At 72.6% G+C, this 23473-nt stretch carries 24 protein-coding genes; 16 read left to right on the top strand and 8 right to left on the bottom strand.

Features of this window, described 5'->3' with window-relative positions; genetic code table 11:
• Nucleotides 1-585 carry a TIGR03086 family metal-binding protein gene (locus PZ894_RS15500; RefSeq protein ID WP_275746145.1) on the top strand — a complete coding sequence of 195 codons (585 nt, stop codon included), beginning with the start codon at nt 1-3 and terminating at the stop codon, nt 583-585.
• Between the two features lie 33 nt (nt 586-618).
• On the opposite strand, the gene PZ894_RS15495 is transcribed toward PZ894_RS15500, so the two are convergent.
• Nucleotides 619-822 (bottom strand): hypothetical protein, encoded by a 204-nt coding sequence (locus PZ894_RS15495; protein ID WP_275746144.1) that lies wholly within the window; start codon nt 820-822, stop codon nt 619-621.
• Between the two features lie 229 nt (nt 823-1051).
• On the opposite strand from PZ894_RS15495, the gene galE reads away from it, so the two are divergent.
• Together galE and PZ894_RS15485 are read left to right on the top strand one after the other, a co-directional pair.
• Complete coding sequence (galE, locus tag PZ894_RS15490; RefSeq protein WP_275746143.1) at nt 1052-2056, top strand: UDP-glucose 4-epimerase GalE; 1005 nt, start codon at nt 1052-1054, stop codon at nt 2054-2056.
• A complete protein-coding gene (locus PZ894_RS15485) occupies nt 2053-2847 on the top strand; it encodes an N-acetylmuramoyl-L-alanine amidase (protein ID WP_275746142.1) in 795 nt (264 codons plus the stop codon). Before galE ends, PZ894_RS15485 begins: the two co-directional genes overlap by 4 nt.
• A 59-nt stretch (nt 2848-2906) precedes the next feature.
• Here PZ894_RS15485 and PZ894_RS15480 read toward each other — a convergent pair whose 3' ends face one another.
• The gene (locus tag PZ894_RS15480; protein WP_275746141.1) at nt 2907-3521 is read right to left on the bottom strand and encodes a TetR/AcrR family transcriptional regulator; all 615 of its coding nucleotides are present in this window, start codon (nt 3519-3521) and stop codon (nt 2907-2909) included.
• Between the two features lie 108 nt (nt 3522-3629).
• The gene (locus tag PZ894_RS15475) at nt 3630-4238 is read right to left on the bottom strand and encodes a TetR/AcrR family transcriptional regulator (RefSeq protein ID WP_275746140.1); all 609 of its coding nucleotides are present in this window, start codon (nt 4236-4238) and stop codon (nt 3630-3632) included.
• A gap of 262 nt (nt 4239-4500) precedes the next feature.
• Here PZ894_RS15475 and PZ894_RS15470 point away from each other — a divergent pair, with 262 nt between their 5' ends.
• From PZ894_RS15470 to PZ894_RS15445, 6 genes are read left to right on the top strand one after another with little or no spacing between them, the layout of a single operon-like run.
• Complete coding sequence (locus PZ894_RS15470) at nt 4501-5382, top strand: glucosyl-3-phosphoglycerate synthase (RefSeq protein ID WP_275746139.1); 882 nt, start codon at nt 4501-4503, stop codon at nt 5380-5382.
• The gene (gene folP / locus PZ894_RS15465; protein WP_275746126.1) at nt 5379-6242 is read left to right on the top strand and encodes a dihydropteroate synthase; all 864 of its coding nucleotides are present in this window, start codon (nt 5379-5381) and stop codon (nt 6240-6242) included. The genes PZ894_RS15470 and folP overlap by 4 nt, the downstream gene beginning before the upstream one ends.
• A complete protein-coding gene (locus tag PZ894_RS15460; protein WP_275746124.1) occupies nt 6239-6712 on the top strand; it encodes a hypothetical protein in 474 nt (157 codons plus the stop codon). Before folP ends, PZ894_RS15460 begins: the two co-directional genes overlap by 4 nt.
• Nucleotides 6700-7293, top strand: coding sequence for a dihydrofolate reductase family protein (locus tag PZ894_RS15455; protein ID WP_275746122.1), 594 nt, complete (start codon nt 6700-6702; stop codon nt 7291-7293). Before PZ894_RS15460 ends, PZ894_RS15455 begins: the two co-directional genes overlap by 13 nt.
• Nucleotides 7294-7341: 48 nt before the next feature.
• Nucleotides 7342-8499, top strand: coding sequence for an adenylyl-sulfate kinase (locus tag PZ894_RS15450; protein ID WP_275746120.1), 1158 nt, complete (start codon nt 7342-7344; stop codon nt 8497-8499).
• Nucleotides 8492-9565, top strand: coding sequence for a hypothetical protein (locus tag PZ894_RS15445; protein ID WP_275746119.1), 1074 nt, complete (start codon nt 8492-8494; stop codon nt 9563-9565). Before PZ894_RS15450 ends, PZ894_RS15445 begins: the two co-directional genes overlap by 8 nt.
• Here PZ894_RS15445 and PZ894_RS15440 read toward each other — a convergent pair.
• Entirely contained in the window at nt 9552-11138 is a 1587-nt protein-coding gene (locus PZ894_RS15440; RefSeq protein ID WP_275746117.1) for an acyl-CoA synthetase, read from the bottom strand. The two genes, PZ894_RS15445 and PZ894_RS15440, sit on opposite strands and share 14 nt — an antisense overlap.
• 53 nt (nt 11139-11191) lie before the next feature.
• Between PZ894_RS15440 and PZ894_RS15435 the strand changes: the two genes are divergently transcribed.
• The 5 genes from PZ894_RS15435 to PZ894_RS15415 all read left to right on the top strand — a co-directional run bounded on the left by PZ894_RS15435 (nt 11192) and on the right by PZ894_RS15415 (nt 15329).
• Entirely contained in the window at nt 11192-11668 is a 477-nt protein-coding gene (locus tag PZ894_RS15435; RefSeq protein WP_275746115.1) for a helix-turn-helix domain-containing protein, read from the top strand.
• The gene (locus PZ894_RS15430; RefSeq protein WP_275746113.1) at nt 11665-12522 is read left to right on the top strand and encodes a M23 family metallopeptidase; all 858 of its coding nucleotides are present in this window, start codon (nt 11665-11667) and stop codon (nt 12520-12522) included. Before PZ894_RS15435 ends, PZ894_RS15430 begins: the two co-directional genes overlap by 4 nt.
• A gap of 5 nt (nt 12523-12527) precedes the next feature.
• Nucleotides 12528-13418, top strand: a complete 891-nt coding sequence (locus PZ894_RS15425; RefSeq protein WP_275746111.1) for an LLM class flavin-dependent oxidoreductase — start codon at nt 12528-12530, stop codon at nt 13416-13418.
• A 60-nt stretch (nt 13419-13478) separates the two neighbouring features.
• Nucleotides 13479-14105: a hypothetical protein gene (locus PZ894_RS15420; protein WP_275746109.1), complete on the top strand. Its 627-nt coding sequence runs from the start codon at nt 13479-13481 to the stop codon at nt 14103-14105.
• 213 nt (nt 14106-14318) lie between these two features.
• Nucleotides 14319-15329: a type IV toxin-antitoxin system AbiEi family antitoxin domain-containing protein gene (locus tag PZ894_RS15415; protein ID WP_275746108.1), complete on the top strand. Its 1011-nt coding sequence runs from the start codon at nt 14319-14321 to the stop codon at nt 15327-15329.
• A 291-nt stretch (nt 15330-15620) separates the two neighbouring features.
• On the opposite strand, the gene PZ894_RS15410 is transcribed toward PZ894_RS15415, so the two are convergent.
• Together PZ894_RS15410 and PZ894_RS15405 are read right to left on the bottom strand one after the other, a co-directional pair.
• Complete coding sequence (locus PZ894_RS15410; protein WP_275746106.1) at nt 15621-16601, bottom strand: glycosyltransferase family 2 protein; 981 nt, start codon at nt 16599-16601, stop codon at nt 15621-15623.
• Between the two features lie 5 nt (nt 16602-16606).
• Nucleotides 16607-17650: a sulfotransferase family protein gene (locus PZ894_RS15405; protein WP_275746104.1), complete on the bottom strand. Its 1044-nt coding sequence runs from the start codon at nt 17648-17650 to the stop codon at nt 16607-16609.
• 148 nt (nt 17651-17798) lie between these two features.
• On the opposite strand from PZ894_RS15405, the gene PZ894_RS15400 reads away from it, so the two are divergent.
• Both PZ894_RS15400 and PZ894_RS15395 read left to right on the top strand, forming a co-directional pair.
• Nucleotides 17799-18983 (top strand): glycoside hydrolase family 16 protein, encoded by a 1185-nt coding sequence (locus PZ894_RS15400; RefSeq protein ID WP_275746103.1) that lies wholly within the window; start codon nt 17799-17801, stop codon nt 18981-18983.
• Nucleotides 18980-20107, top strand: coding sequence for a glycoside hydrolase family 16 protein (locus PZ894_RS15395; RefSeq protein WP_275746101.1), 1128 nt, complete (start codon nt 18980-18982; stop codon nt 20105-20107). The genes PZ894_RS15400 and PZ894_RS15395 overlap by 4 nt, the downstream gene beginning before the upstream one ends.
• A 30-nt stretch (nt 20108-20137) precedes the next feature.
• On the opposite strand, the gene PZ894_RS15390 is transcribed toward PZ894_RS15395, so the two are convergent.
• Together PZ894_RS15390 and PZ894_RS15385 are read right to left on the bottom strand one after the other, a co-directional pair.
• Nucleotides 20138-21598 (bottom strand): glycosyltransferase, encoded by a 1461-nt coding sequence (locus PZ894_RS15390; RefSeq protein ID WP_275746099.1) that lies wholly within the window; start codon nt 21596-21598, stop codon nt 20138-20140.
• The gene (locus tag PZ894_RS15385; protein WP_275746097.1) at nt 21595-23424 is read right to left on the bottom strand and encodes a glycosyltransferase family A protein; all 1830 of its coding nucleotides are present in this window, start codon (nt 23422-23424) and stop codon (nt 21595-21597) included. Before PZ894_RS15385 ends, PZ894_RS15390 begins: the two co-directional genes overlap by 4 nt.
• Nucleotides 23425-23473 lie beyond the last annotated feature (49 nt).

The raw sequence follows: 23473 nt of genomic DNA, 5'->3' as shown, positions 1-23473 counted from the left end.
GTGAGCACCCCCACGAGCACGCCCGCGGAGCGGCACCGCGAGGTCGCGGACGGTTTCACCCGGCGCGTGCAGGGCGCGACCGACTGGGACGCGCCGGCACCGGTTGCCGGGTGGACCGCCCGCGACGTCGTACGCCACCTGGTGGAGTGGTTCCCCGGCTTCCTCTCCTCGGGCGCCGGCATCGACCTCCCCGGCGGGCCGTCGGTCGACGCCGACCCGGTCGGCGCGTGGCGCGCCCAGGCCGACGCGGTGCAGGCCCTGCTCGACGACCCCGCGACCGCCGGGCTGGTGCTGCGGAACCCGCACACGGGCGACGTCCCTCTCCCCGAGGCGATCGACCGCTTCTACGTCAGCGACGTCTTCATGCACACCTGGGACCTCGCGCGCGCCACCGGGCAGGACGAGACCCTCGACCCCGCGACCTGCGCGGAGCTGCTGGCCGGCATGGAGCCGATCGAGGAGCTGCTGCGCAGCAGTGGACAGTACGGCGCGCGCGTCGACGTGCCTGCCGACGCGGACGTCCAGACCCGACTCGTCGGCTTCATCGGTCGCGACCCCCGGTGGCGACCCCCGGTCGCGACCTGAGTCCTGACGCCGTAGCTCAGCCCGGATGCGGGCTCAGCCGGCGTGCGTGACCTGGCGCTTGAGCAGCTCGGTGGCGTTGCGCAGCGACACGATGTCGCCGACCAGGCGGTGCACCTCGTCGCGGCACTCGCAGACGGCGGGGTCTGCCGAGTTCGCCCCCTTCAGGTGCTGCTGCAGCTCCAGGACGTGTGTGAGCGCGGTGTCGGCGGATGCGTCGACGAGCTCGGAAATTCCCATGCCTGCCTCCCCAAGGCTGGACCTCCGGCGCCCCTGTGCCGGAGTGGTCGGGTCACGCGGTGTGGTTCCCGTCGCTCCCCAGACGCCATTAGGCACGAAATCCGTTGCCGGGGGAACTCCACCTCGGCGGAAATCGTTATCACCACCCTTTGGGGTGGCGAACTGGTCCAGACCGGTCGGGTGAGCGACGCCCGGAGGCGCCGCCGGCGCGCCCCGTAGGCTGACTCGCATGAAGGTCCTCGTCACCGGCGGTGCCGGCTACATCGGTTCGACGACCGCCAAGGCGCTCGAGGAGGCCGGACACACGCCGGTCGTCCTCGACTCGCTGCTCACCGGACCGAAGGTCTTCGTGCGCGACCGCATCTTCTACGAGGGCGACGTCGGCGACCGGGCACTGCTGCGGCGCGTCGTCGACGAGCACCCCGACCTCGACGCCACCATCCACATGGCCGCGCGGATCGTCGTGCCGGAGTCCGTCGAGAAGCCCTACGACTACTACAAGGACAACGTCGCCAAGTCGCTCGAGCTCTTCGACGAGCTCCAGTCCCTCGGCAAGCCCCGGGTGCTCTTCTCGTCGTCGGCGTCGCTCTACGCGATGAAGGACAGCTTCGAGGTCACCGAGGACGACGCGCTCGACCCGACCTCGCCGTACGCCCGCACCAAGCGGATGATGGAGCAGATCCTCCAGGACATGGCGTCGGCGACCGACCTGCGGGCGATCATCCTGCGCTACTTCAACCCGATCGGCTCCGACCCCGACCTCGAGTCCGGGATCTACGCCCGCGAGCCGTCGCACGTGCTCGGCCAGCTGGTCATGGCCGCGCGCGGGCAGAAGGACTCCTTCACCATCACCGGCACCGACCTGCCGACGCGCGACGGCACCGGCATCCGCGACTACGTGCACGTCTGGGACCTCGCGCGCGCCCACGTGCGCGCCGTCGAGCGGTTCGACCGGGTGCTCGCCGAGGTGGACGCGCCCAGCGTCGTCCTCAACGTCGGCACCGGCCAGGGCGTGACCGTGCGCGAGCTGGTCGCGGCCTTCGAGGAGGTCTTCGGCAAGCGGGTCCCGATCACCGAGGCGTCGCCGCGGCCGGGCGACGCCGTGGGCGCCTTCGCGAACGTCGACCGCGCCACGAGGCTGCTCGATTGGCGCACCGAGCTCTCGATCGCCGACGCGATCGCCTCGGCGCTCGCCTGGGGCGAGAAGCGCCAGGAGATCCTGGGCTACGAGTGAGTCGTCGTACGGCGATCCTGCTGCTCCCGCTCGTGCTGGCTCTCGGTGCGTGCGGTGGCACCGTCGAGCTCGACCATCGGGACGTGGCCTCGACGACCGGGGCGTCTCCTGCTCCTGCGGGGACGGTGGTCGAGAGGAAGCCGCTGGCGGGTCGCGTGGTCGTGCTCGACCCGGGCCACCAGCTGGGCAACCGCAACTTCCCGGGCCGGATCAACCGGCTCGTGCCCGACGGCCGCGGCGGGCGGAAGACCTGCAACACGACGGGGACCGCGACCGCGGGCGGATACCCGGAGGCGACGGTCGTCTGGCAGGTGGCGCGCCTGGCGCGGCAGCGGCTCGAGCGGCGCGGCGCGACCGTGCGGCTCACCCGGGCCACCAACAGCGACCGGCGGTGGGGGCCGTGCGTCGACGTGCGCGGCCGCGCCGGCAACCGCCCGCGCGCCGACCTGAAGCTGAGCATCCACGCCGACGGCAGCCTCGCCCGCGGCGCGCGCGGCTTCCACGTGATCGTCGCGCCGGACGCCGCGTCGGGGTCCGGCCGGCTCGCCCGGGTCGTGCGCAGCGACCTGCGCCGGGGCGGCTTCCGGGTGGCCAACTACATCGCCGGGGGCGACGGTCTCGACGTGCGCACCGACCTGGCCACGCTCAACTTCGCGCGGGTCCCGACCGCGATGGTCGAGCTCGGCAACATGCGCGACCGGGTCGACGCGGGCCGGCTGACGTCTCCGCGCGGCCGCACGGCGTACGCCGCCGCCCTCGCCCGCGCGGTCGGCAGGTACCTCGAGCGCTGAGGCCGGGTGCGCTCGGCGGTCGGCCGGTCACCGTCTCGAGAGCGGAGAAGGCGCGTCGTTCAGCGCGGCACGATGCCGCGCAGCACCGCTGCCGCGACGTACCTTGCGCGCGTCTCGAGGTCGGCGTCGCTGTCGTGGCGACCCTCGAGGCGCTCGGAGAGCGCGTTCACCATCGCCGCGCCGTAGATCGCCTCGGTGACGACTCCGACCGGGAAGTCGTCGACCATCTCGCCACGCTCGATCGCCCGTCGACAGATCTGCTCGACCTGGCGCCCGTGCACCTCGCTGACGGCCTCGGCGAAGTTGCCCAGCCGTTCGGGCGCGCTCGCGGTGTCGAACGTGACGCGCAGGGTGGCCCAGCCGGACGGGCCGTGGAAGTGTCGCAGCAGGTTCGTGGCCAGCTGGGTGAGGTCGCCCTCGAGCGTGCCGGTGTCGACGGCGGTGAGCTCCATGCCCCGATCGGTGACCGCCTCGGTCAGCAGCGCGTCCTTGTCGGACCAGCGGAGATAGACGGTCGACTTGCCCACCCCGGCTCGCCGGGCGACCGCGTCCATCGTGAACCCGGCCCAGCCGTGCTCGCCGTACTCCGCCAGAGCGGCGGCGAGGATCATGTTCTCGGCGCCCGGAATCCGCGGCCTGCCGCGTCCGCGCCGCGGTCCCTCCACCGTGGTCATGGACTGATTGAACCTCAGACGACCGCCGCCTGGTACGCCCAGACAGGTCAAATTCCGGCCCCGGCAGACGGTTGTGTGCGCGCCGCTGTCGGGCCCGGTCGCCGCCTGTCAGCCCAGGCCCTCGAGCAGCGTCGTGACCACCCAGTCGACGCGCGTGCCGAGCTCGTCGCCGGTGATCGGCAGGTGGTCGAGCCGGCGGCCGAGGACGAAGAGGATCGCCGCGCCGTGGATCAGCTCGGACACCGGGATCGGGTCCACGGCTCCGCGGATCTCACCGCGCTCGCGGGCGCGCTCGAAGACGGCCGCAAGGACTCCGCGGGGCGCGCTCGCCGCCTCCTGGGTGAAGTTGCCCAGCGCCGAGGACGAGCTCGCGGTCTCGACGATCATCCGGAAGCCGGCCCAGCCCTGCGGGTCGGCGGACTCGCGGAAGATCCCGGTCACCAGGGCGGTCAGATCACCACGCAGGGTCCCGGTGTCCACGTCCGCGACCTGGCGGCTGCGCCGGCGGACCGCCTCGGTGAGCAGGGCGTCCTTGTCGGTCCAGCGCAGGTACAGGGTGGACTTGCCGAACCCGGAGCGACGGGCCACGCCGTCCATCGTGAAGCCGGACCAGCCGTGCTCCGTGTACTCCTCCAGGGCCGCCTGGAGGATCTTCTGCTCCGCACCCGGCGCTCGTGGTCGGCCCCGGCCCCGTCGTTCCCCTTCCCCCGTCCCCATGGGCGAATTGAACACTGGTCGCTCATCGTCGGAAAAGGTCACGATTGGTGATGGCGGCCGTCGGATCTGCAGGTATACGCGGTCCACTAGACGAGTTGTTCCAAGGGGTCGTGCCGGCGAGCGGCGCTCAGCGCCGCGCTGGCCAGGCGCGGGAGCGACGTCGTACTTGCCCGTCCTGCGAGCGACCGCAACGCAGCCAGCGTGGATGCTGGGCGTCGCGCAGCGTGCGAGCCCTTGGAATGAGTCGTCTAGTCTCGGCCGTGTGCCCGTCCCCGACCCGTCGCCCGACCTCGACGGGTGGTCGCGGCGGCACACCCACCACTGGGCCGACTGGTCGCTCGACACGTTGATGGCCGCCAAGGCCGGTCGCGTCGTGAGCCTCGTCGTCCCCGCCCGCAACGAGGCCGCGACCGTCGGTGACGTCGTCGCCGAGGTCAGGGACGCGCTCGTCGAGACCGTGGCGCTGCTGGACGAGATCGTCGTCATCGACTCCGACTCCACCGACGAGACGTACGCCGTGGCGGCAGACGCCGGCGCGACCGTGCACCGCTCGGCGGAGATCCGGCCTGACCTCGGCTCGCGGCCCGGCAAGGGAGAGGCGATGTGGAAGTCGCTCTTCGTCACCCGTGGCGAGCTGATCGTCTTCATGGACGCCGACCTCGTCGACTGGGACACCCACTTCGTCCCCGGGCTGCTCGGCCCGCTGCTGACCGATCCGGGGGTCGAGCTGGTCAAGGGGTTCTACGAGCGGCCCCTGGTCGCGGCCGGGACCGCGGTGCCGCTCGAGGGCGGCCGCGTCACGGAGCTGGTCGCCCGGCCGCTGATCCGGCTGCTCTTCCCCGAGCTCCGCGGCCTGCACCAGCCGCTCGCGGGGGAGTGGGCGGTGCGCCGGTCGCTCTTCGAGTCGCTCTGCGTGCCGCACGAGTACGCCGTGGAGCTGGCCGCGCTCGTCGACACGGTCCGGGCCCGCGGCCTCGAGGCGATCGCCCAGGTCGACCTCGGGGTCCGCGCCCACCGGCACCAGTCGCTGCGCGACCTCAGCGGCATGGCGACCCAGATCCTCGCCGCGGCGCTCGCCCGGGCGGGGGCCGGCCCGGAGGTCGACGAGCGGCCTCCGGCCGCCTCGGTCGGGGTGGCGCCGTGACGCTGCGGCTGGGTCGGCACACCTTCGACGACGACGCCACGCTGATGATGGCGATCGTCAACCGCACGCCGGACTCCTTCTACGACCAGGGGGCCACCTGGGCGGAGGACAAGGCCTTCGAGCGCGTCGCCCTCGTCGTCGGGCAGGGCGCGGAGATCGTCGACATCGGCGGCATCAAGGCCGCTCCGGGCGTCGAGATCTCCGAGGCCGAGGAGCGGTCGCGGGTCGTGGACCTCGTGGCCCGGGTGCGCGCGGCGTACCCCTCCCTCGTGATCTCGGTCGACACCTGGCGCGCCTCGGTGGGCGCCGCCGTCTGCGCGGCCGGCGCCGACCTGCTCAACGACGCCTGGGGCGGCGCCGACCCCGAGCTCGTCGACGCCGCCGCCGAGGGCGGGGCCGCGATCGTCTGCACCCACACCGGCGGGGTCACCCCGCGCACCCGCCCCTACCGCATCGAGTACGACGACGTCGTCGCGGCCGCGATCGCCGACACCACGGCGTACGCGTCCCGGGCGCTCGACGCGGGCGTGCCGCGGGAGTCGATCGTGATCGACCCGGCCCACGACTTCGGCAAGAACACCTTCCACTCACTGGAGCTCACCCACCGGCTCGGCGAGATGGTCGACACCGGCTGGCCCGTGCTGGTCTCGCTCTCCAACAAGGACTTCGTCGGTGAGACCCTCGACCTGCCGGTCGGTTCACGACTCGTCGGGACCCTGGCGGCCACGGCCGTCTGCGCGCTCGCCGGCGCGCGGATCTACCGCGTCCACGAGGTCGTCGAGACCCGTCAGACGGTCGACATGGTGTCGTCGATCGCCGGGCGGCGCCCGCCCTGCCGCGCGATCCGGGGGCTGCAGTGACGCGCGTCGTGCTGGTGCCGGGGACGCTGGCGCTGCTGCCGGAGTACGCCGGCCTCGAGGACCCGGTCGCCGACCTGCGCGCGGCGTGCCTGGAGGCCGCCGCGTGGCTCGGCCGCAGCATCACGGTGCTCGCCGACGAGCAAGGCGTGCGCATCGCGGAGTACCTGCTCGACCGCACCGACCACATGCACGAGGAGGAGTCCTACCTGGTCGTGGGCAACGGGTCGGCCTGTCGCACCGAGAAGGCGCCGGGGCACCTCGACGAGCGGTCGCACGCCTTCGACGAGGCGCTCGGCGCGTCGCTGCGCGGCGGTCGGCCCGAGGTCGACGCCGATCTGGCTCGCCAGCTGTGGGCGAGCGTGGGCGCGATCGCGCAGCTGCGCGACCTCGGCGAGCTCGGGCCGGCGCAGGTGGCCTACGACGACGACCCGTTCGGCGTGCAGTACTGGGTGATGCGGTGGGAGTCGTGAGGGTGCTGGTCGGTCCCGACACCGACGACCTCGCCGAGCTCTACGCCGCGCCGGGCGACCGGCCGTGGCTCCGGGTCAACATGGTCAGCACCGTCGACGGCGCCGCCACGGGCGACTCCGGCAGGAGCGGCTCGATCAACAACGCGGCCGACAAGCGCGTCTTCGACCACCTGCGCGCCACCGCGGACGTCATCGTGGTCGGCGCCGGCACCGCGCGCACGGAGGGCTACGGACCGGCGGACCGGCCGATCGTCGTCGTGAGCCGGCGCGACGAGGTGCCCGAGGGCTTGCGCGGCGCGCCGCCCGGCTCGGTGCTGGTCGAGCCGCTCGGCGACGCCGCCGGGTTCCGTCGGCGGCTGGTCGATCGCGGCTGGACGCGCATCCTGTGCGAGGGAGGTCCGTCGCTGCTCCACGACCTGCTCCGCGGAGGAGTCGTCGACGAGCTGTGCACGACGACCGTGCCGCGGCTGGTCGGCGGGCCCGGCCCGCGGATCGTGGCCGGCCCGGCCCTCGACGTACCGCTCCGCCTCCACACGCTGCTGGAGGTCGACGGCACCCTGCTCGCGCGCTGGCTGGTCTGACCGTGCGCGTTGATACCCTCCCACGGTTGTCCTACGGAGGGAGCTGGGTTGAGCCAGGCGGGGATGGTCGCCCGACCGGGAGTTGTCTGGATCACCGGCTACTCGGGCGCCGGCAAGACGACGGTCGCGCGGCACGTCGAGGCGGCCCTGCGCGAGCGCGTCGAGTCCGTCATCTCCCTCGACGGCGACGACCTGCGCAAGATCCTCGCCGGCCGCTGGGGCTACGAGGACGACGACCGCAGGGAGCTCGCCCGGGTCTACTTCCGACTGTGCAGCCACCTCTCGAGCCAGGGCTCGATCGTCGTGATCTCGGCCGTCGCGATGTTCAAGGAGGTCCAGGAGTGGGTGCGCGACAACGTGCCGGGCGTCTTCATCGCCTACCTCGACGTGCCCCGTGAGGTGCGGATCGCCCGCGACGCCGAGACCAAGGGCGTCTACCGCGGCGCGGGCGAGATCGAGGCGACGTACGACGAGCCCGCCGATCCCGACCTGCGCATCGCCAACCACGGCCCGGTGACGGCGCTGCAAGCCGCCACCCGCATCGTCGAGGCGGTGCTCGCCGCGCCGGTCCTGGACCCCGAGCACGGCCGCGCGGCCCACTGGGCCGGCTACTACTCGTCGCAGCCGGCGATCGCCGAGCCGTCGCCCTTCGGGCAGGTCGTCGCGGAGACGCTGCCCCCGTCGCAGGACGTGCTCGACGTGGGTGCGGGCGACGGCCGCGACAGCGCCTACCTGGCCGCCCGGGGCCACCGCGTCGTCGGCCTGGACCCGTCGGCCGCGGCGACGGAGCGCGCTCGGCGCGACCGGCCGGAAGCGGACTGCACCTGGGTGACGGGACGCATCGACGACCACGTCGACGCGTGGACCGGTGCCTTCGACGTCGTCTACTCGCGGTTCGTGCTGCATTCGATGACCGAGCATGAGGAGCAGCTCTTCTGGGACGCCGTGCCGCGGGTGCTGCGTCCGGGCGGACGCGTGCACGTCGAGTGCCGCTCGATCAACGACAGCGGTGCCCGCCGCGGCGAGGTCCTCAGCCGCACGGAGCGGATCGACGGCCACTACCGGCGGTACGCCGTGCCGGCGGAGCTCGAGCGCCGGGCCGCGGCGGCCGGGCTGGAGGTCGAGTCCGTCGTCGAGTCCGCGGGGCTGGCGCCGTGGGGCGACCAGGACCCGGTCGTCGTGCGCCTGGTGGCGCGACGTGCCTGAGGGGCCCGCCCTGTTCCCGGTGCAGGTGCGCGGTCTCGAGCGCCTGCGGGCCGAGCAGGTCGTCTATCACGGCGTGAACAAGAGCGGATCGATGGCGATGACCGAGGCGCTCTTCGGCGGGTTCGACGCGGCCGGGCGCGCCGACGAGTTCGTCTGCACCTACCGGGGCGCGGGGCTGCGGCTCATCCGGGAGCGGCTCGCGCGGCCGGGACGAGGGTTCTTCGCCGGTCACTACCTGTACGGCGACTACCCGGTCCATCCCGAGCGGCAGGTGCTGCTCACCGGCTTCCGCAACCCGCTCCCGCGCGCCCGGTCGTGCTACCAGTGGCTGAGCGACAAGGCCGAGCGCGCGGACCCCGGGGGCCCATTCCCGCCGTTCGTGGAATGGGTGCGGGGCACCCGCGGCGTCGACCACTCGCAGATGAGCCAGTTCGCGGTCGGATTCGGGCCCGACGCGCCGCACCCCTCGACGGTGCCGCCGGCCGCGCTGCTCGAGCGCGCCATGGCGCACGTCGAGCGCGACGTGGCGTGGTTCGGCATCGCCGAGCACTTCGAGGAGAGCGTGCTGGGGTTCGCGTCGATCTGCGGTCTGCCCGCCGTGCCGGCCTGGCACACCGACATGCGCAACGCGCACCGGCCGCTCCTCCAGGAGTGGACCCAGGAGGAGATCGACGTCGTCCACGAGGTCTGCACCTGGGACATCCAGCTCTACGAGTGGGCGCTCGGGCGGTTCCGCGCCCAGGTGGACGCCGTCGACTTCGGCGACTCCCTCGCGGCGTACCGCGACGCCTGCCGCGACCAGTACAAGGACCGCGTCGACCTGGGTGGGCGTCCGCTCTCGGCCGGGGCCGGGCCCGACGAGGTCGCCGAGCTGCGCGACACCGTGAGACGGCTGCGGGTGCAGGCCGCGGAGGCCGGCGCGCGCGAGGTCGCGGCCCGCGCCGAGCTCGCGGAGGTCACCCGCAAGCTCGCCTGGTCCCGCAAGCGCATCGCCAGGCTCCGTCGCCGGGTCCGGGCCCTGGAGGGCGCCGAGCCCGATCGACGCCGCTGGCTCAGGCGTCGCTGACGCCGGCGAGATCGGCGTGCTGCTCGCGCAGCTGGCGTTTGAGGATCTTGCCGGAGGGGTTCTTGGGCAGGGCGTCGGCGACCACGACGTACTTGGGCGTCTTGAAGCCCGCCAGCCGCTCCCGGGCGTGGGCGATGACCTCGTCGGCGGTGAGCGTGGCGCCGTCCCTGGGGACGACGACCGCGGCGACCGCCTCCACCCAGCGCGGGTGGTCGACGGCGAAGACCGCGACCTCGGCGACGCCGTCGAGCTCGTAGATGGTCTCCTCGACCTCGCGGCTCGCGACGTTCTCGCCGCCGGTCTTGATCATGTCCTTCTTGCGGTCGACGACGTAGAGCCGGCCGCCCTCGTCGAGGTAGCCGAGGTCGCCGGAGTGGAACCAGCCGCCGCGGAACGCCTCGGTGGTCTTCTCGGGGTCGAGGTAGTAGCCGAGCGTCGCGTGCGGTGAGCGGTGCACGATCTCGCCGACGGTGCCGGCCGGCACGGGCTGGTCCCGGTCGTCCACGATGCGGGTATCGACGTTGAGGGCCGCGCGGCCGGCCGAGCCGGGATGCGTGAGCTGCTCCTCGGGTCCGAGGATCGTGGCGAGCGGGGCCATCTCGGTCTGCCCGTAGAAGTTCCACAGGTCGACGTCGGGCAGCCGCCGTCGCATCTCCTCGAGCACCGCGACCGGCATCGGCGAGGCGCCGTAGTAGCCCTTGCGCAGGCTCGAGAGGTCGGCGGTGTCGAAGTCGGGGTGCCGCAGCAGCCCGATCCAGACGGTCGGCGGCGCGAAGAACTTGGTCACCCGGTGCTCCTCGATCGCCTGCAGGATCGCGCCGGGGTCGGGTGCCGGCAGGATGATGCTGGTCGCGCCGAGGTAGACGTCGACGCCGAGGAAGCAGTCGAGCTGCGCACAGTGGTAGAGCGGCATCGTGTGCAGCTCGACGTCGTCGGCGGTCATGTTGCCCTCGATCGCGCACGAGACGTACTGCCACAGCAGGCTCCGGCTGCTCAGCAGCGCGCCCTTCGGTCGCGACTCGGTGCCGGAGGTGAACATCATCCGGACCGGCTCGTCGTCCTCGAGGATCAGCGGGTACGGCGTGCCGTCGTGGTCGAGCCAGTCCTGGAGGTCGTGCCAGCCATCGGGCGGGTCGCCGCCGCCACGGCGCACCAGCGCCCGGGTCGCGGCGGTGCCCTGCGACCGCGCGAGCGCGTCCTGGGCGACGTCGAGCAGCCCGTCCTCGACGACTAACGCCTCCGCGCCGCTGCGGTCGAGGATGTAGGCGATCTCCTCCGCGCCGAGCATGAAGTTGACCGGCACCAGCACGACGCCCGCGCGAGCACAGGCGAAGTCGAGCACGGCGTACTGCCAGCTGTTGCGCGACAGCAGCGCGAGCCGGTCGCGGGCGGCGAGCCCGTGGTCGTGCAGCGCCGCGGCGGTGCGGTCGACGAGGGCGTCCAGCTCGGCGTAGGTCAACCGGGTGTCGCCGTCGACGATCGCGAGCCGGTCGGGCACCCGCTGCGCCGTACGTCGGGGCAGGTCGCCGAGGGACTGCTGCCGGGCCTCCTGGACGAGCGGTGAGAGCGCCATGGAGTCGAACCTAGCGTTTGGCCAGTCGGTCGTTGTTACGTAATATCGAAATCATGAAGCTCGCCGACCGGGTCGCCGCGCTCGAGGCGCGGGTGACCGCCCTCGAGGGTCGTTCCGCCGCCGAGGCGCCCGCGGCCGAGGGGGAGCTCTGGGTCCTCGAGGGGCTGCGCGCGCGACATCCCGAGCCGGGCGCCGTCGTCCTCGCCGGGTCCGTGCGGCTGCCGGACGACCGCGCGCTGGAGTGGCAGGAGGGCCTGGAGACCCAGGCACTGCTCGACCGCGACTGGGCCGAGACCGCGGACCTGCTCGGTGCCCTCGGCCACCCGGTGCGACTGGCCCTCCTGCAGCGCTTCCTCGGCGGCGCGACGACCGCCGCCGAGGCCGGCACGGGCACGACCGGGCAGATCTACCACCACCTGCGCCAGCTGGTCGCCGCCGGCTGGCTGCGCAGCGTCGGCGGCGGCCGCTACGAGGTGCCGCCGCAGCGCGTCGTCCCCCTGATGTCGATCGTGATGGGAGCCCACCGATGAATGCACTCCGCCGCCGCACCGCACGCCTGCGCCAGCTCTGGCTGGTGCTCTTCGTGACCGGGGTGGTGCTCACCTCGACGGTCCTCGACACGCCCTGGTGGCCGAGCCTGGCGGTGCTCCTGTGCCTGCTCGCGCTGGCGTTCGTCGGCCCGCCCCGCGGCGAGCGCGCTCCGGTCGAGACCGGGTCGCCGGTGCGCGGGCGCTGGGTCGCCGTGAACGGGCCGGGCAGCCGGGTGCCGAGCCACGGGGTGCGCTCCTACGGCCAGGCGTACGCCGTGGACGTGCTGCACCCCAGCCCCTCCGGAGCGCCGGCCCGGATCGGCTGGGGCGTGCGCACCCGGGCGCCCGCGTCGTACTCGTCCTTCGGCGAGCCGGTGCTCGCCGTCGCCGACGGCACCGTCGTCGCGGTGCTCGACCGCAAGCGCGACCACCGCAGCCGCGACACCTGGCCCACGCTGGTCTGGATGATGGTGGTCGAGGCGTTCTTCCGCGAGCTGGGCGGCGCCGCCTGGATCCTCGGCAACCACGTGGTGGTCGATCACGGCGACGGGGTGTGGTCGGCGTACGCCCACCTGCGCCGCGACTCCGCCGCCGTCCGGGTCGGCGAGCGGGTGCAGGCCGGGCAGCGGCTCGCCGAGGTCGGCAACACGGGCAACACCACCGAGCCGCACCTGCACTTCCAGCTGATGGACGCGCCGCACGTCACCGGTGCCGCCGGCCTGCCGTGGCGGTGGCGCGGGGTGACCGAGCTCGAAGCCACCGACCCTGCCCGCGCGAGCGGCGGCCGACGAGAGACCGCCCTCGAGGACGTCCCCGAGAACGGCCGGATCTTCGAGGTCGCCGTGGGAGGGTGACCCGCATGCAGGTGGGGATGACGTTGCCGGTCATGGAGCCCGACCTCTGGGAGGCGGGGGCAGCGACGCTCGAGTCCTGGGCACGCGCGGTCGACGAGGGCGCGTGGTCGTCGCTGTGCTGGGGCGAGCGGATGGCGTTCGACAACCCCCACTCGCTGACCCTGCTGGGCGCGGTCGCCGCGTGGACGTCGCGGGTCCGGCTGACGGCCACGGTCGTCGTACCCCAGCTGCACGACCCGGTCTCGCTCGCCAAGGCACTCGCGACCGGCGACCGGCTGTGTGGCGGCCGGCTGTCGGTGGGGCTGGGCGTCGGCGGGCGGGACGAGGACTACCGGGCGGCCGGTGCGCCGCCGGCCACGAGGACGATGGCGGAGATGGCCGCGCGGGTCGCGGTGATGAAGCGGGTGTGGGCCGGTGAACGGGTGGTCGAGTCGGTGCTGCCCGTCGGGCCCGCGCCGGTGCGGCCGGGCGGCCCCGAGCTGCTCGTCGGCACGCTCGGGCCGCGCACGATCCGCAGCGCCGCCGCGTGGGCGGACGGGCTGGCCGGCATGTCTCTCGACGTCGACCTGTCGGAGATGGCGCGGCTGTTCTCGCTGACCCGGTCCGCCTGGGCCTGCGCCGGACGACCGCCGCCGCGGGTGACGACGTCGTTCTGGTTCGCGCTCGGTCCGGTCGACGAGGCGCGTGGACAGATCCGGCGGCACCTGCGGCACTACATGAACTGGATCCCGGGGCAGCACGTCGACGCGCTCGCCGCCACCGCCGGGTTCGCCGGATCCGTGGCCGATCTCCGCGACCTGCTGGGGCGCATCGAGGACCTCGGCTGCGACGAGGTGCAGCTCATCCCCACCGACTCCGCGGTCGAGCAGGTGCACCGCCTCACCGACCTTCGGTAGACGCCTCGCCTCCTGATCGGTTTGCGGACGGGCGGCCCGGCGTACCTCTACCGTGTGCAGGTGCGGATGGAATGGCTGCCGGTCTCGGCGGCGCTCCTGCTCACGGGAGCGCTCGCGCTCGCCAGCGCCTCGATCCTGCTGCCCTCGAGCGACGGCACGGCGGAGGCGCTGCGCGTCGTGCAGGAGCAGGGCGGGGTGTGGATGGCCGCCGCCGTGATCTTCTTCGTCGCCTCCGTGTGCCTCTCGCTCGGGCTGCCCGCGATCGTGGTGCTCTTCGAGCAGCGCGGCCGGGCGCTGGGCCTCGTCAGCGTCGTCGTCCTGGCGTTCGGCTTCATCGGCACCTCCGGCTACGCGATGCTCATGGTCTTCTTCCGGTCCCTCGTCGTGACCGACACCATCGTCGGTCAGGGCCTCGACGAGGTGGCCGAGGACGCCGGCCTGCTGGTGTTCCTCTACGCCTGGATCATCGGCTTCGTCCTCGGCGAGCTGCTGCTCGGCATCGCGCTGCTGCGCGCCGGCACCGTCCCCCGCTGGGTCCCCTTCGCCCTGCTCCTGCACGTCGTCGCCATCGCCTGCTCCGCGCTGCTGCCGGACTGGCTCGGCAAGGTGACGATCCTGCTCTTCGTGGCCGGGATGGCCGGCATCGCCATCCAGGCGACCTCGCCCTCCGGGCGGCGGCTGGGGTAGGCGCCGTCCGCGCTGTAACGGGGTGTCGGGGGATCTTCCACCCCGTCATGACGGGTCAGAAGATCCCACGAACCACCGTTACAGCAATCCCGGCTTCGGGGTCAGACCGCGCACCGGCCCAGAAACCGTCGACAGCGCGCCTGCCGACGGGCCTGTCCACAGGGAGGAGATCGGGTCGGTCGCGCCGTCCGCCTGATCGCAGATCGTCGAGGCATGAAGCCGACGTTCGCCTGGCACTTCGCGCACCAGCACAGCCTGATCACCCGCAGACAGGCACTCGCATCCGGGATCGATGCGGACGCCCTGCGCAAGCTGTTGCGCACCGGTGACTGGGTCGCGGTGCGACGCGGTGTGTACACGACCCGCGTCCACTGGGAGTCACTCGACGTGTACGTCGGCCGGCCGCGCCTCGAGGTCTGGGCCGCGGTGCTGGTGACGAAGAGCTTCCACAGCATCAGCCACGACTCCTCGGCCTACCTCCAGGGCCTGCCGATCCTCGAGGCGACGCCGCGGCTGGTGCACGTCACCCGCGTCGGTCACCTGGGCGGGCGAACCAGGCACGGTATCAAGCATCATCAGGCGCCGGTCGAGCCGGAGCAGATCATGTTCGTCGACGGCCACCCAGTGCTCGACCTTCCGCGTACGGTGGCGGACATCGGGCGCGAGCACGGCATGCGGCACGGGATCGTCGCCGCAAGCTCCGCCCTCCGGGCCGGCGTGACACGCAAGGCGATGTCGGCCGCCATCGAGCCGATGACCCACTGGCCCTACGTCACCGCGGCCCGGACGGCAATCGCTCTGGCCGACGGCCGGTGCGAGAACCCGGGCGAGGCCCTTGTCAAGCTGATGCTCGAGCAGCTCGCACTCGGCGTGGTCCACCCGCAGTTCGGTGTCCAGGAGGGTGGCCGCGTCGCGTGGGTCGACTTCCGGGTGGGCAGACACCTCATCGAGTTCGACGGCCGGTTCAAGTACCTGCGGGAGTCCGACGGCGGGTACGCCGACCGTCGCCCGGAGGACGTGGTCTGGGAGGAGAAGCGGCGCCAGGACTGGCTCTGCGGCTTCAAGACCGGCATGTCACGCGTCGTCTGGGACGAGGTCCAGGAAGGCACGTGGGACAAGACCATGGCTCGCCTGCACCGGGAGATCACCGACACCCATGCCCGGTTCGGGACCTCGATCGACGACCTGGCGCCGTACGTCATCCGGCGGGCACGCAGAAGCTGAGGTAGCGGCATCCGGCGGGCACGCAGAAGCTGAGGTAGCGGCATCCGGCGGGCACGCAGAAGCTGAGGTAGCGGCGGGGCGGTGGCTCGGGGGCGGCGGGTCGGGCGGCGGGTCCGATGTAACGGGGTGTTGTGGGCACTGCTGCCCCGTCATGACGGGTCAGAAGATCCCACGAACCACCGTTACAGCAGCCACGGCGGGGGCCACGACCACCACAGGCACCGCACCCGTCACACCGCGCGAGACACCGGAGCGCGTCGACGTCGAGCAGGGGAGGACGCGCAGGGGCAGCTAGTTCTCGTCGCCGTCGCCGTTGTTGCGCCGGCCCGGCTGGGGCAGCCCACGGGCGTGCCGCGGCAGCCAGAACCGGGCCGCATGGTCGACGATGTGCACGCCGGGCGGGGCCTCGATGCGGAAGACGTGGTCGAGCTCGTCGGCCCGGCCGACGCGGAGCGTGGAGTGCACGTGGTACTCGCGGACCTTGCGCGGCGACCGATTGTCGGTGAACGCGCTCGGGTCGGTCCAGTGGGCGAACTCGTCGTGGTCGAGCCACTTGAGCTCGACGAACGTGCCCAGGGGCATTACGAGCCGCTCCATGTCGTCGGGGTGCTGCCAGACCTCCCAGTCGAAGCCCTTGACGAACGTGTACGCCGGGCCGACCGGGTGGATCCACGGCTCCATGTTGCGCGAGCTCGCGTCGAGGTAGCCGACCGACTCGGACTCGATGTAGAGGGGGAGGCGCGGGAACAGCACCATGACCTCCTCGCCCTCGAGCTGCCACGAGAGGTCGCGCACCGCCGCGACGCCCTCGGGGGTGAGCACCATGTCGCCGTCCCACTTCATCGCGTACGCCGTGGTCACGTGCGAGAACGACCAGTTGTAGAAGTGGGTGAGGCTGTGCACCGAGTCGGCGGGCGTCGCGAGGTGCTCGGGGCCGCACCGGCTGACCACGAAGGGGTACGACGTGAGCGTCACCCGGTCGGCCGCGCCGAGGTCGGCCACGATCCGCTGCGCGGTCTCGAGCGTGCCGTCGGAGGACTGGTTGTCGACGATGACGACGAACGGCACGGCCTCGAGCAGCGGCGGCAGCACCCAGGGCAGGTTGTGTGCCTCGTTGCGCACGCGCAGGACCGCCGTCAGGCCGGGCCGCTGGGGGCGGTGCCACGGCCAGTGGATGTCGTAGTCGGGCTCGCCCTCGCGGTTGCGCGTCACCTGTCCGGCGTCGATGCCGGTGGCGGGGGGCGCCGGACGGCCGCGGGCGACGGTGCTCATCGTGGTCAGCTCCCGCCGCGCCGGAACTTGCGCTGCCGACGCGGTGGCGGCTCGACGGCGGACGCGGGCTCGCGCTCCTGGCCACCGGCTTGGGTGAGCGCCTGGTCGAGGGCCCGGGCGTGCCGCTTGCGGAGCTTGCGGCCGACGGCCTGCGTCGTGGAGTCGGCGATCGCCTCGGACTGCTCGTACAGGTCGAGGTAGTCGGTGCGCAGCCGGTCGGAGAGGTCGTGTGCGTCGGAGTCGTCCTTGCCGTCGGCGAGGCGCTCCGCGAGCTCCTGGGTGCCGTCCATCAGCGACTTCAGGTCTCCCCTGATCGGTACCTCCACGTCGGTGGAACGTACCCGGTAGAGCGAGGGGTCAATCAGCTCGTAGACACCGCGCAGATCCTTCGCCGAGGCCGACAGCACGGCGTCGAGCCCGAACTCCTCGCCGAGGTGGTGCACCGGGACGGTCCAGTCGGAGAGCAGGTCGTGGTAGCGGACGAACGCGCGCGCCTTGCCGCGCGTGGCGCGCTCGGTGTGCAGCACGAGGTTGACCCACGACGCCGCCCTGCTCTCGAGGCTCACGCGGGAGGAGTAGTGGTGGTGCTTGCTGCCGATCACCTCGGCCGGGGGGCGCAGCATGCTGATGAAGACCGGCGTGACGCCGACGTGGAGGGCGGCGCTCTCCCACAGGCCCAGGAACCAGACCAGGCGCGGGTCCTTGAGGACGACCTCGTCCGCGTCCTCGAACTGGCCCTCGAGCCAGGTGCTCGCCTGCCGGCGGAAGCGCTCGTTGGTGCTCTGCTTGCTGGTCGCGAACCAGGCCCGCGGGCGAGCATCCGACACGGTGACGTTCGCCCGCTGGAGGAGCCTGTCGTGGAAGTCGACCAGCCACTGCGACTCACCGAAGCCCTTGGGGTTCGTCGCGTCCGGTGGCACCTCCGGCGCGGGGACGCGCATGCCGAGCTGCTGCAGTGTGCAGGCCATCACACTGGTGCCGCTGCGTCCCGAGCCGACGATCATGACGACCCGCCGGCCCGACGACGTCGGGCTCGCGCTCTGCGTCATGAACTCTCCCTATGCTCGTCCCACGCACGGCACACCGACAGGTGCCGCCAGTTGGGGCCACGCCAATGAATGTACCTATCATGGCGCTGCCCCTGCCGAGATCTCCTGACCGCCCGTCGAGTGAAGCTCGACTGACTGATTGGAACTCATGACCTCCCTCCGAACGTTTGCTGCTGCGCTGGCGCTCACCGTCGGTGCCGGCCTCGCCGTCGCCACCGTCGACGCGCCGGCCGGAACCGCCGCCCCTGCCAGCAAGGCCCACGTCCAGAAGAAGAAGGCCAAGCAGCGTGTGAAGATCGAGCTGACCCCGCCGATCTCCAGCGTCGGGAAGCGGCCGGCCCGCTCCGACCGGGCCAAGGTGGTCGTCGCCGGCACGTTCCGGCCGAAGAAGCCGGGCCGCACCGTCATCCTCGACCGCAAGGCCGGCAAGAAGTGGGTCAGGGCCGGCGCCGCCCGCCAGGACAAGTCCGGCGTGGTGCAGATCGCCGCGCCGTACCTCCGCAAGCGCAAGGCCGTGACCTACCGGCTGCGGGCCACCGGCTCCGGCATGCCGACCACGGTCAGCAAGAAGGTCTCGACGCTGAAGTGGACCTACAAGGAGCAGTTCACCGACGAGTTCTCGGGCTCCGACCTCGACGCGTCCACCTGGTCCTTCCGTGAGCAGGACTACGGCCACGCGGGCCTGCGCGAGTGCTCCCGCACCGAGGCCGCCAACACGAGGGTCGGCCACAACGTCGCCCGTCTGGTCGTCGGCGAGGACAAGGCGCGGCCGGGTCGCTGCAAGTACGACCACAGGAGCTTCGCCTGGCGCACCAACGCCATGATCGGCACCGAGGGCGCCTTCGCCTTCAAGTACGGGTACGCCGCCGCGCGCGTGAAGCTCAACCGCCTGCGTGGCCAGCACTTCGGCTTCTGGCTGCAGCCCACCAACCGTGTCGCCGAGTACGGCAGCGCCCGCAAGACCGGCGCCGAGATCGACGTCGTCGAGTGGTTCGGGGAGAAGCACCCCTCCGGTGGTCTCTCCAGCTACATCCACTACGTGCCGCGCAAGAACCACGGCGTGAAGGTCGGCTCCTGGATCAAGAAGCCGCAGCAGTACGGCAACAAGTGGTCGAAGAAGTACCACGTGTTCTCGGTCAAGTGGACGCCGCGTTCCTACACCTTCTACATCGACGGCCAGGTGACGAGCGTCATCAAGAAGGGCGTCTCCGGTCGCGAGCAGTTCCTGCTGCTGAGCCAGCTGAGCTCGGACTACCAGCTCAAGTACATGAAGAAGGAGAAGAAGCTGCCCCAGGGCTCGTCCGTGGACTGGGTGCGGGTCTGGAAGCTGTGACGACGTTCCTTCGCAGCGCTCGTGCGCACCGCAAGGCCGCCGCGACCCTCGTGGTCGCGGCGGCTTTTGCCGTGGCCGCGGCCGGCTGCTCGGGCGACGACGAGGACGAGCCTGCGAAGGACGGCATCGTCGCCCGGATGCTGCCGCCCGTCGTCGACACCGGGGAGAAGGCCCACAAGGCCGACAAGGCCGACCTCACCATCGAGGGCTCGGTCGAGCCGGCGGTCGGGGGTGAGACGGTCCAGCTCGAGGTGCGCCGCGACGACGAGTGGTCCGTGATCGACACCGACGAGCAGGACACCGAGGGCAACGTCGTGTTCGTGGCGCCCTACCGGGTCGAGGGCGAACCGCAGACCTACCGCCTGGTGGCCGGCGAGGGCGTGCGCAGCGAGCAGCTCGAGTCGAAGGTCTGGGAGGAGAAGCTCGCGTTCGACGAGCCCTTCGACGGCGACTCCCTCGGCGACCGCTGGATGCACCGGCTCCAGGGATACAGCGTCGAGGCACGCGACTGCTCCAAGCCCGACCCCAGCATGGTCGAGGTGGGCGGCGGTGTGGCGGCGATGTCGGTCGCCTTGGACCCCGATGCGTCCGGCCCCTGCAAGTACGAGGGCGAGCAGTACGACCACCGCCTGAACGCCAACTTCGGCACGGAGAGCTCGTTCCGGTTCAAGTACGGCTTCGCCGCGGCGCGGATGAAGTTCCACCAGGAGCGTGGCCAGCACGCCGCCTTCTGGATGCAGCCGGCCGATGGCATGGGCGGTGGGGCGGAGATCGACGTCATCGAGTGGTTCGGCCGCCGGCCGCACACGGGGCTGGCGAGCTACGTCCACTATGCCGACGGCGACGACAAGGTGAAGTCCGGAGGCTGGATCGAGGACCCGGGCCAGTACGGGAAGAAGTGGTGGAAGCGCTACCACGTGTTCTCCGTCGAGTGGACGCCCGAGAAGTACGTCTTCCGCATCGACGGCCAGATCACCTCGGTCCTCGAGGAAGGCATCGCCGAGGTCGACGAGTTCCTGATCCTGAGCAACCTCAGCTCCAACTACGAGCTGGAGCTGCTGCCCAAGGAGTCCGACCTGCCGCAGACCACCCTGGTCGACTGGGTGCGGGTCTGGCGTCCCTGACGCCGGACCTCTGCCCCGGTGCTGGCGGCGTCAGTCGCGGTCGGCGCGCCCGACGCCCCAGCCCACCAGGCCCCGCACCTGCTTGACCGGCGGCGCTTCGTCGTCGGTCACGAAGCCGGCGCGCGCGGCGGACTCCCGGGTCGCCGGGTAGCAGGCCGCCAGCGCGTCGTCGTACTCCGACCGGTCCGCGCACGTGCGCAGCGCGCGGGCGTGCGCCTGGGTGCGCACGACGCGGGCGACTGAGCCGTCGGGCAGGTCGACGTCGACGCACCCCAGGTGCTCGAGCTCCATGCGGCGCAGCAGCTGGGCCAGGGCCTTGCCGGCAGGGAACGCCCCCGTGCCCGGCAGGGTGACGCGGAAGGTCGCGTCGGACCGCGGCGCGGGCTCGGACACCAGGCGCACCCGAGGCTCGTGCTCGTACGTCGTGCGCACCAGTCGCTGTTCGAGAGCCGGGTCGTCCAGGACCGGCCCCCGGGTCGTGGGATCGGCCCACGAGCCCACGAGGGTGACGACGAGGTCCGGCAACGTGGACGCCAGCTGGGTGTCGACGACGGCGCAGACCTCCTCGGCGGTGGCGCCGGCGACCGGCAGCACGACCTCGGCGTACGGCACGGCGTAGGAGCGCGACACCGCGCGGCGGTGCCCGCGGAACTCGGGGACGAGCTGGGCGAAGTGAGGGTGGTTGAAGCGGTTGACCTGCGCGGTCCTCGACATCACGCTCGACTGCCCGAGGTGGATCGAGACAGCGGCGCGGTCGGGCACGAAGACCGCCCCGGCCTCGCGCAGCCGGTAGCCGAACACGATGTCCTCGCCCAGGTCGAGCTCGGGGGGCAGGCCCGCCGAGCTCGACGCCAGCGCCCGGGTCACGGACGTCGAGGCGCCGACGTGCAGGCGCATGGCCCGCGGTCCGGCCGCCGCCAGGCCGTCGGTCTCGGCCAGGATCCGCTCGGTCCACTCCTGCGGGACCTGGTCGCCGACGACCAGGGTGTGCAGGTCGGTGCCCGCGGCGACGTGGTCGTGCAGCGCGGTCGGCGTCAGGTGGTCGAGCGCGTCCTCGGGGACGAAGGTCCGGAAGCCGAGCACCGCCGCGTAGTCGACGACGTGGTGCCACCGCAGGTGGGCCTCGACCTCGCGATGGGCGGGGACCATGTCGCTGTCGAGGAAGTGGATGACGTCGCCGTCGCTGCGGTCGATGCCGGTGCGGCAGGTGTTGGACTTCGACCACCGGTGCTCGGTCGTCAGCAGTCGGGTGTTGGCCGGGCGGACCTCGGGCAGCTCGACCGGCGGGTCGGAGTGGTCGTCGACCACGACGACCTCGAGGAGGTGGTCCGGGTAGCTCTGCGCCGCCAGCGCGGCCAGCACCAGGGGCAGTCGGTGTGGCCGGTAGGCGGGGATCACCACCGTCACCGACAGGCTCGGCCTCCAGGCGCCGAGCGCCGGCGGATCGAGGACCCGCCAGTCGTTGGCGCTGACCCGTGGCTGGGTGCTCATGGCGACCTCGCCTCGTCGGGCACCTCGGACTCGTCGTGCTCGAGCAGGGCGCTGGGATGGAACCCGTCCCACGACTCCTCCAGGCGTTCCTCGGAGAGGTAGTACTCGAGCCCGGGGTCCCACGTGTGACCCGCCGCGGTGCGCCGGAGCATGTAGCCCAGGCCGTGGGACCGGTAGATCGACTGCCCCTGCTGGCGCGCGGCGTCGAGCAGCTGGGCGTCGACGTACCGCCGCACCCGGCGGAAGCGTCCCGCGGCGGTGAGCGAGGCGCGGTCGGTCATGATCGAGCCGCCCGCGACGAACTGCGCGATCCGCTCGCTGTCGTCGCGACGGCGGATGGTGCGGTTGATCGGGGCGAGGTAGGCGTACTCGACGGTGGTGCCGACGACCTCGGCCCCGGAGTAGTGGCGCGCCAGCAGCAGGTCGGCGACGAAGTCGGGGCCGTACCAGTCGTCGTCGTCGATCTTCAGCACCAGGTCGCCCGACGCCGCGTCGACACCGCCGTTGAGGACGTCGCCGAAGAACGTCGACTCGTCGAAGGTCCGCAGCACGAACCGGTCGCCGACGTGGGCGCGGACGAGGTCGGGGTCCGCGTCGAAGCCATGCGCGGCCACGACGACCTCGACGTCGGCGCCGCGCTGCTTGGCGACCTGCCGGAGGGCATGGCCGAGCAGGTGCGGCCGCTTGGTCGCGAGCACCGCGGTGACGCTCGGGAACGGCCGGAACGGCAGGCCGGCGGCCGCGGCGAGCCGCCGGCGCCACGCGAGCGCGGAGTGCTCCAGCAGGCCGGCGCGCCGCAGGCGCACGCTGTGCTCGTCGCGAGGGAGCGACGAGCCGAGGTCGGGGCGCGCGAGCAGCAGATCGGCGAGCCGGTCGCCGAGCCCGGCCCGCGCCGTTGCCGGTACGTCGTCCGCGACCAGCGGCACGCCCGCAGCGGCCAGGCCGGCGACCGTGCGCACGAGCCGCTCCGGCTCGGCCGGAGGCCAGGAGACACGCACGCCGCGGTGTGGGCGCAGCAGCCGGACCGCGGTCGGCGTCGCGCCCTGCTCGGCGCTCAACGAGTGGTCGAGGCCGTCTCCGCGCAGCAGCAGCCGGCCGTCGGGCGCCGCCTCGAGCGCGGCCGTCGACAGCTCGGCGTCCTTGAGGTAGCCGGCCGGGTTGAGCACCGCCTCGTCGACCGGCGCGCGCAGCAGCCGTGCGTCGGTCGAGGTGGTGGGCGGCCGGTCGATCACGTGGTGGGCCGGGAGGGTCTGGGTGCTGCCGAGCACGACGTCGGGCGGGATGGTGCGGCCCTCGTCGACGGCATCCGCCGGGCGGGCGAGCACCTGGAGGCCCGGGTCGACCGGCGGAGCCGTCGCCGGGTCCGGCCGGGTGGTGGCTGCGACGAGCCCGGCGTACGCCGCCCGCCCGGGCGCCGCGGTCCGCGCCAGCTCGCGGAGCACCAGCTCGGCGCGGACGCCGCTCTCGAAGCGGGCCACCGTCAGCGTCGCCCCGCTGGCGACCCGGCGGGCGTTCAGGGCGGTCAGCATCGGCCACTCCGGTCGCGGCACCAGCGTCACCGGCCGCTCGGCCTCGACCAGCAGGCAGGCGACGACCCGGGTGCGGCCGAGGCCGGGCAGCACCGAGGCCCAGCGCCGCAGCGACAGGACGTCGGTGCACGCGAGCACGACCAGGCCCCAGCGGTGGGGGAGCCCCGGCAGGTCGTGGCCGGTGGTCGACAGCGTCACCCCGGCCGGCAGGCCCCGGAGCTCGACCCCGGGATCGTGGAGCACCACGACCGGCTCGGACGCGCCGTCGAGGAGCTTGCTGAGTGCCGGGTCTGCCATCGCCACGCGATCCTAGGCCACCGCTCTCGTGGCCCTCGACCTCGGTGGT

Origin of the sequence: Nocardioides sp. YIM 152315, assembly GCF_029210375.1 — a bacterium.
Taxonomy (GTDB): domain Bacteria; phylum Actinomycetota; class Actinomycetes; order Propionibacteriales; family Nocardioidaceae; genus Nocardioides.
Note: the sequence above shows the minus strand (reverse complement) of the source record. Positions and strands in the feature narration are given on the sequence as shown.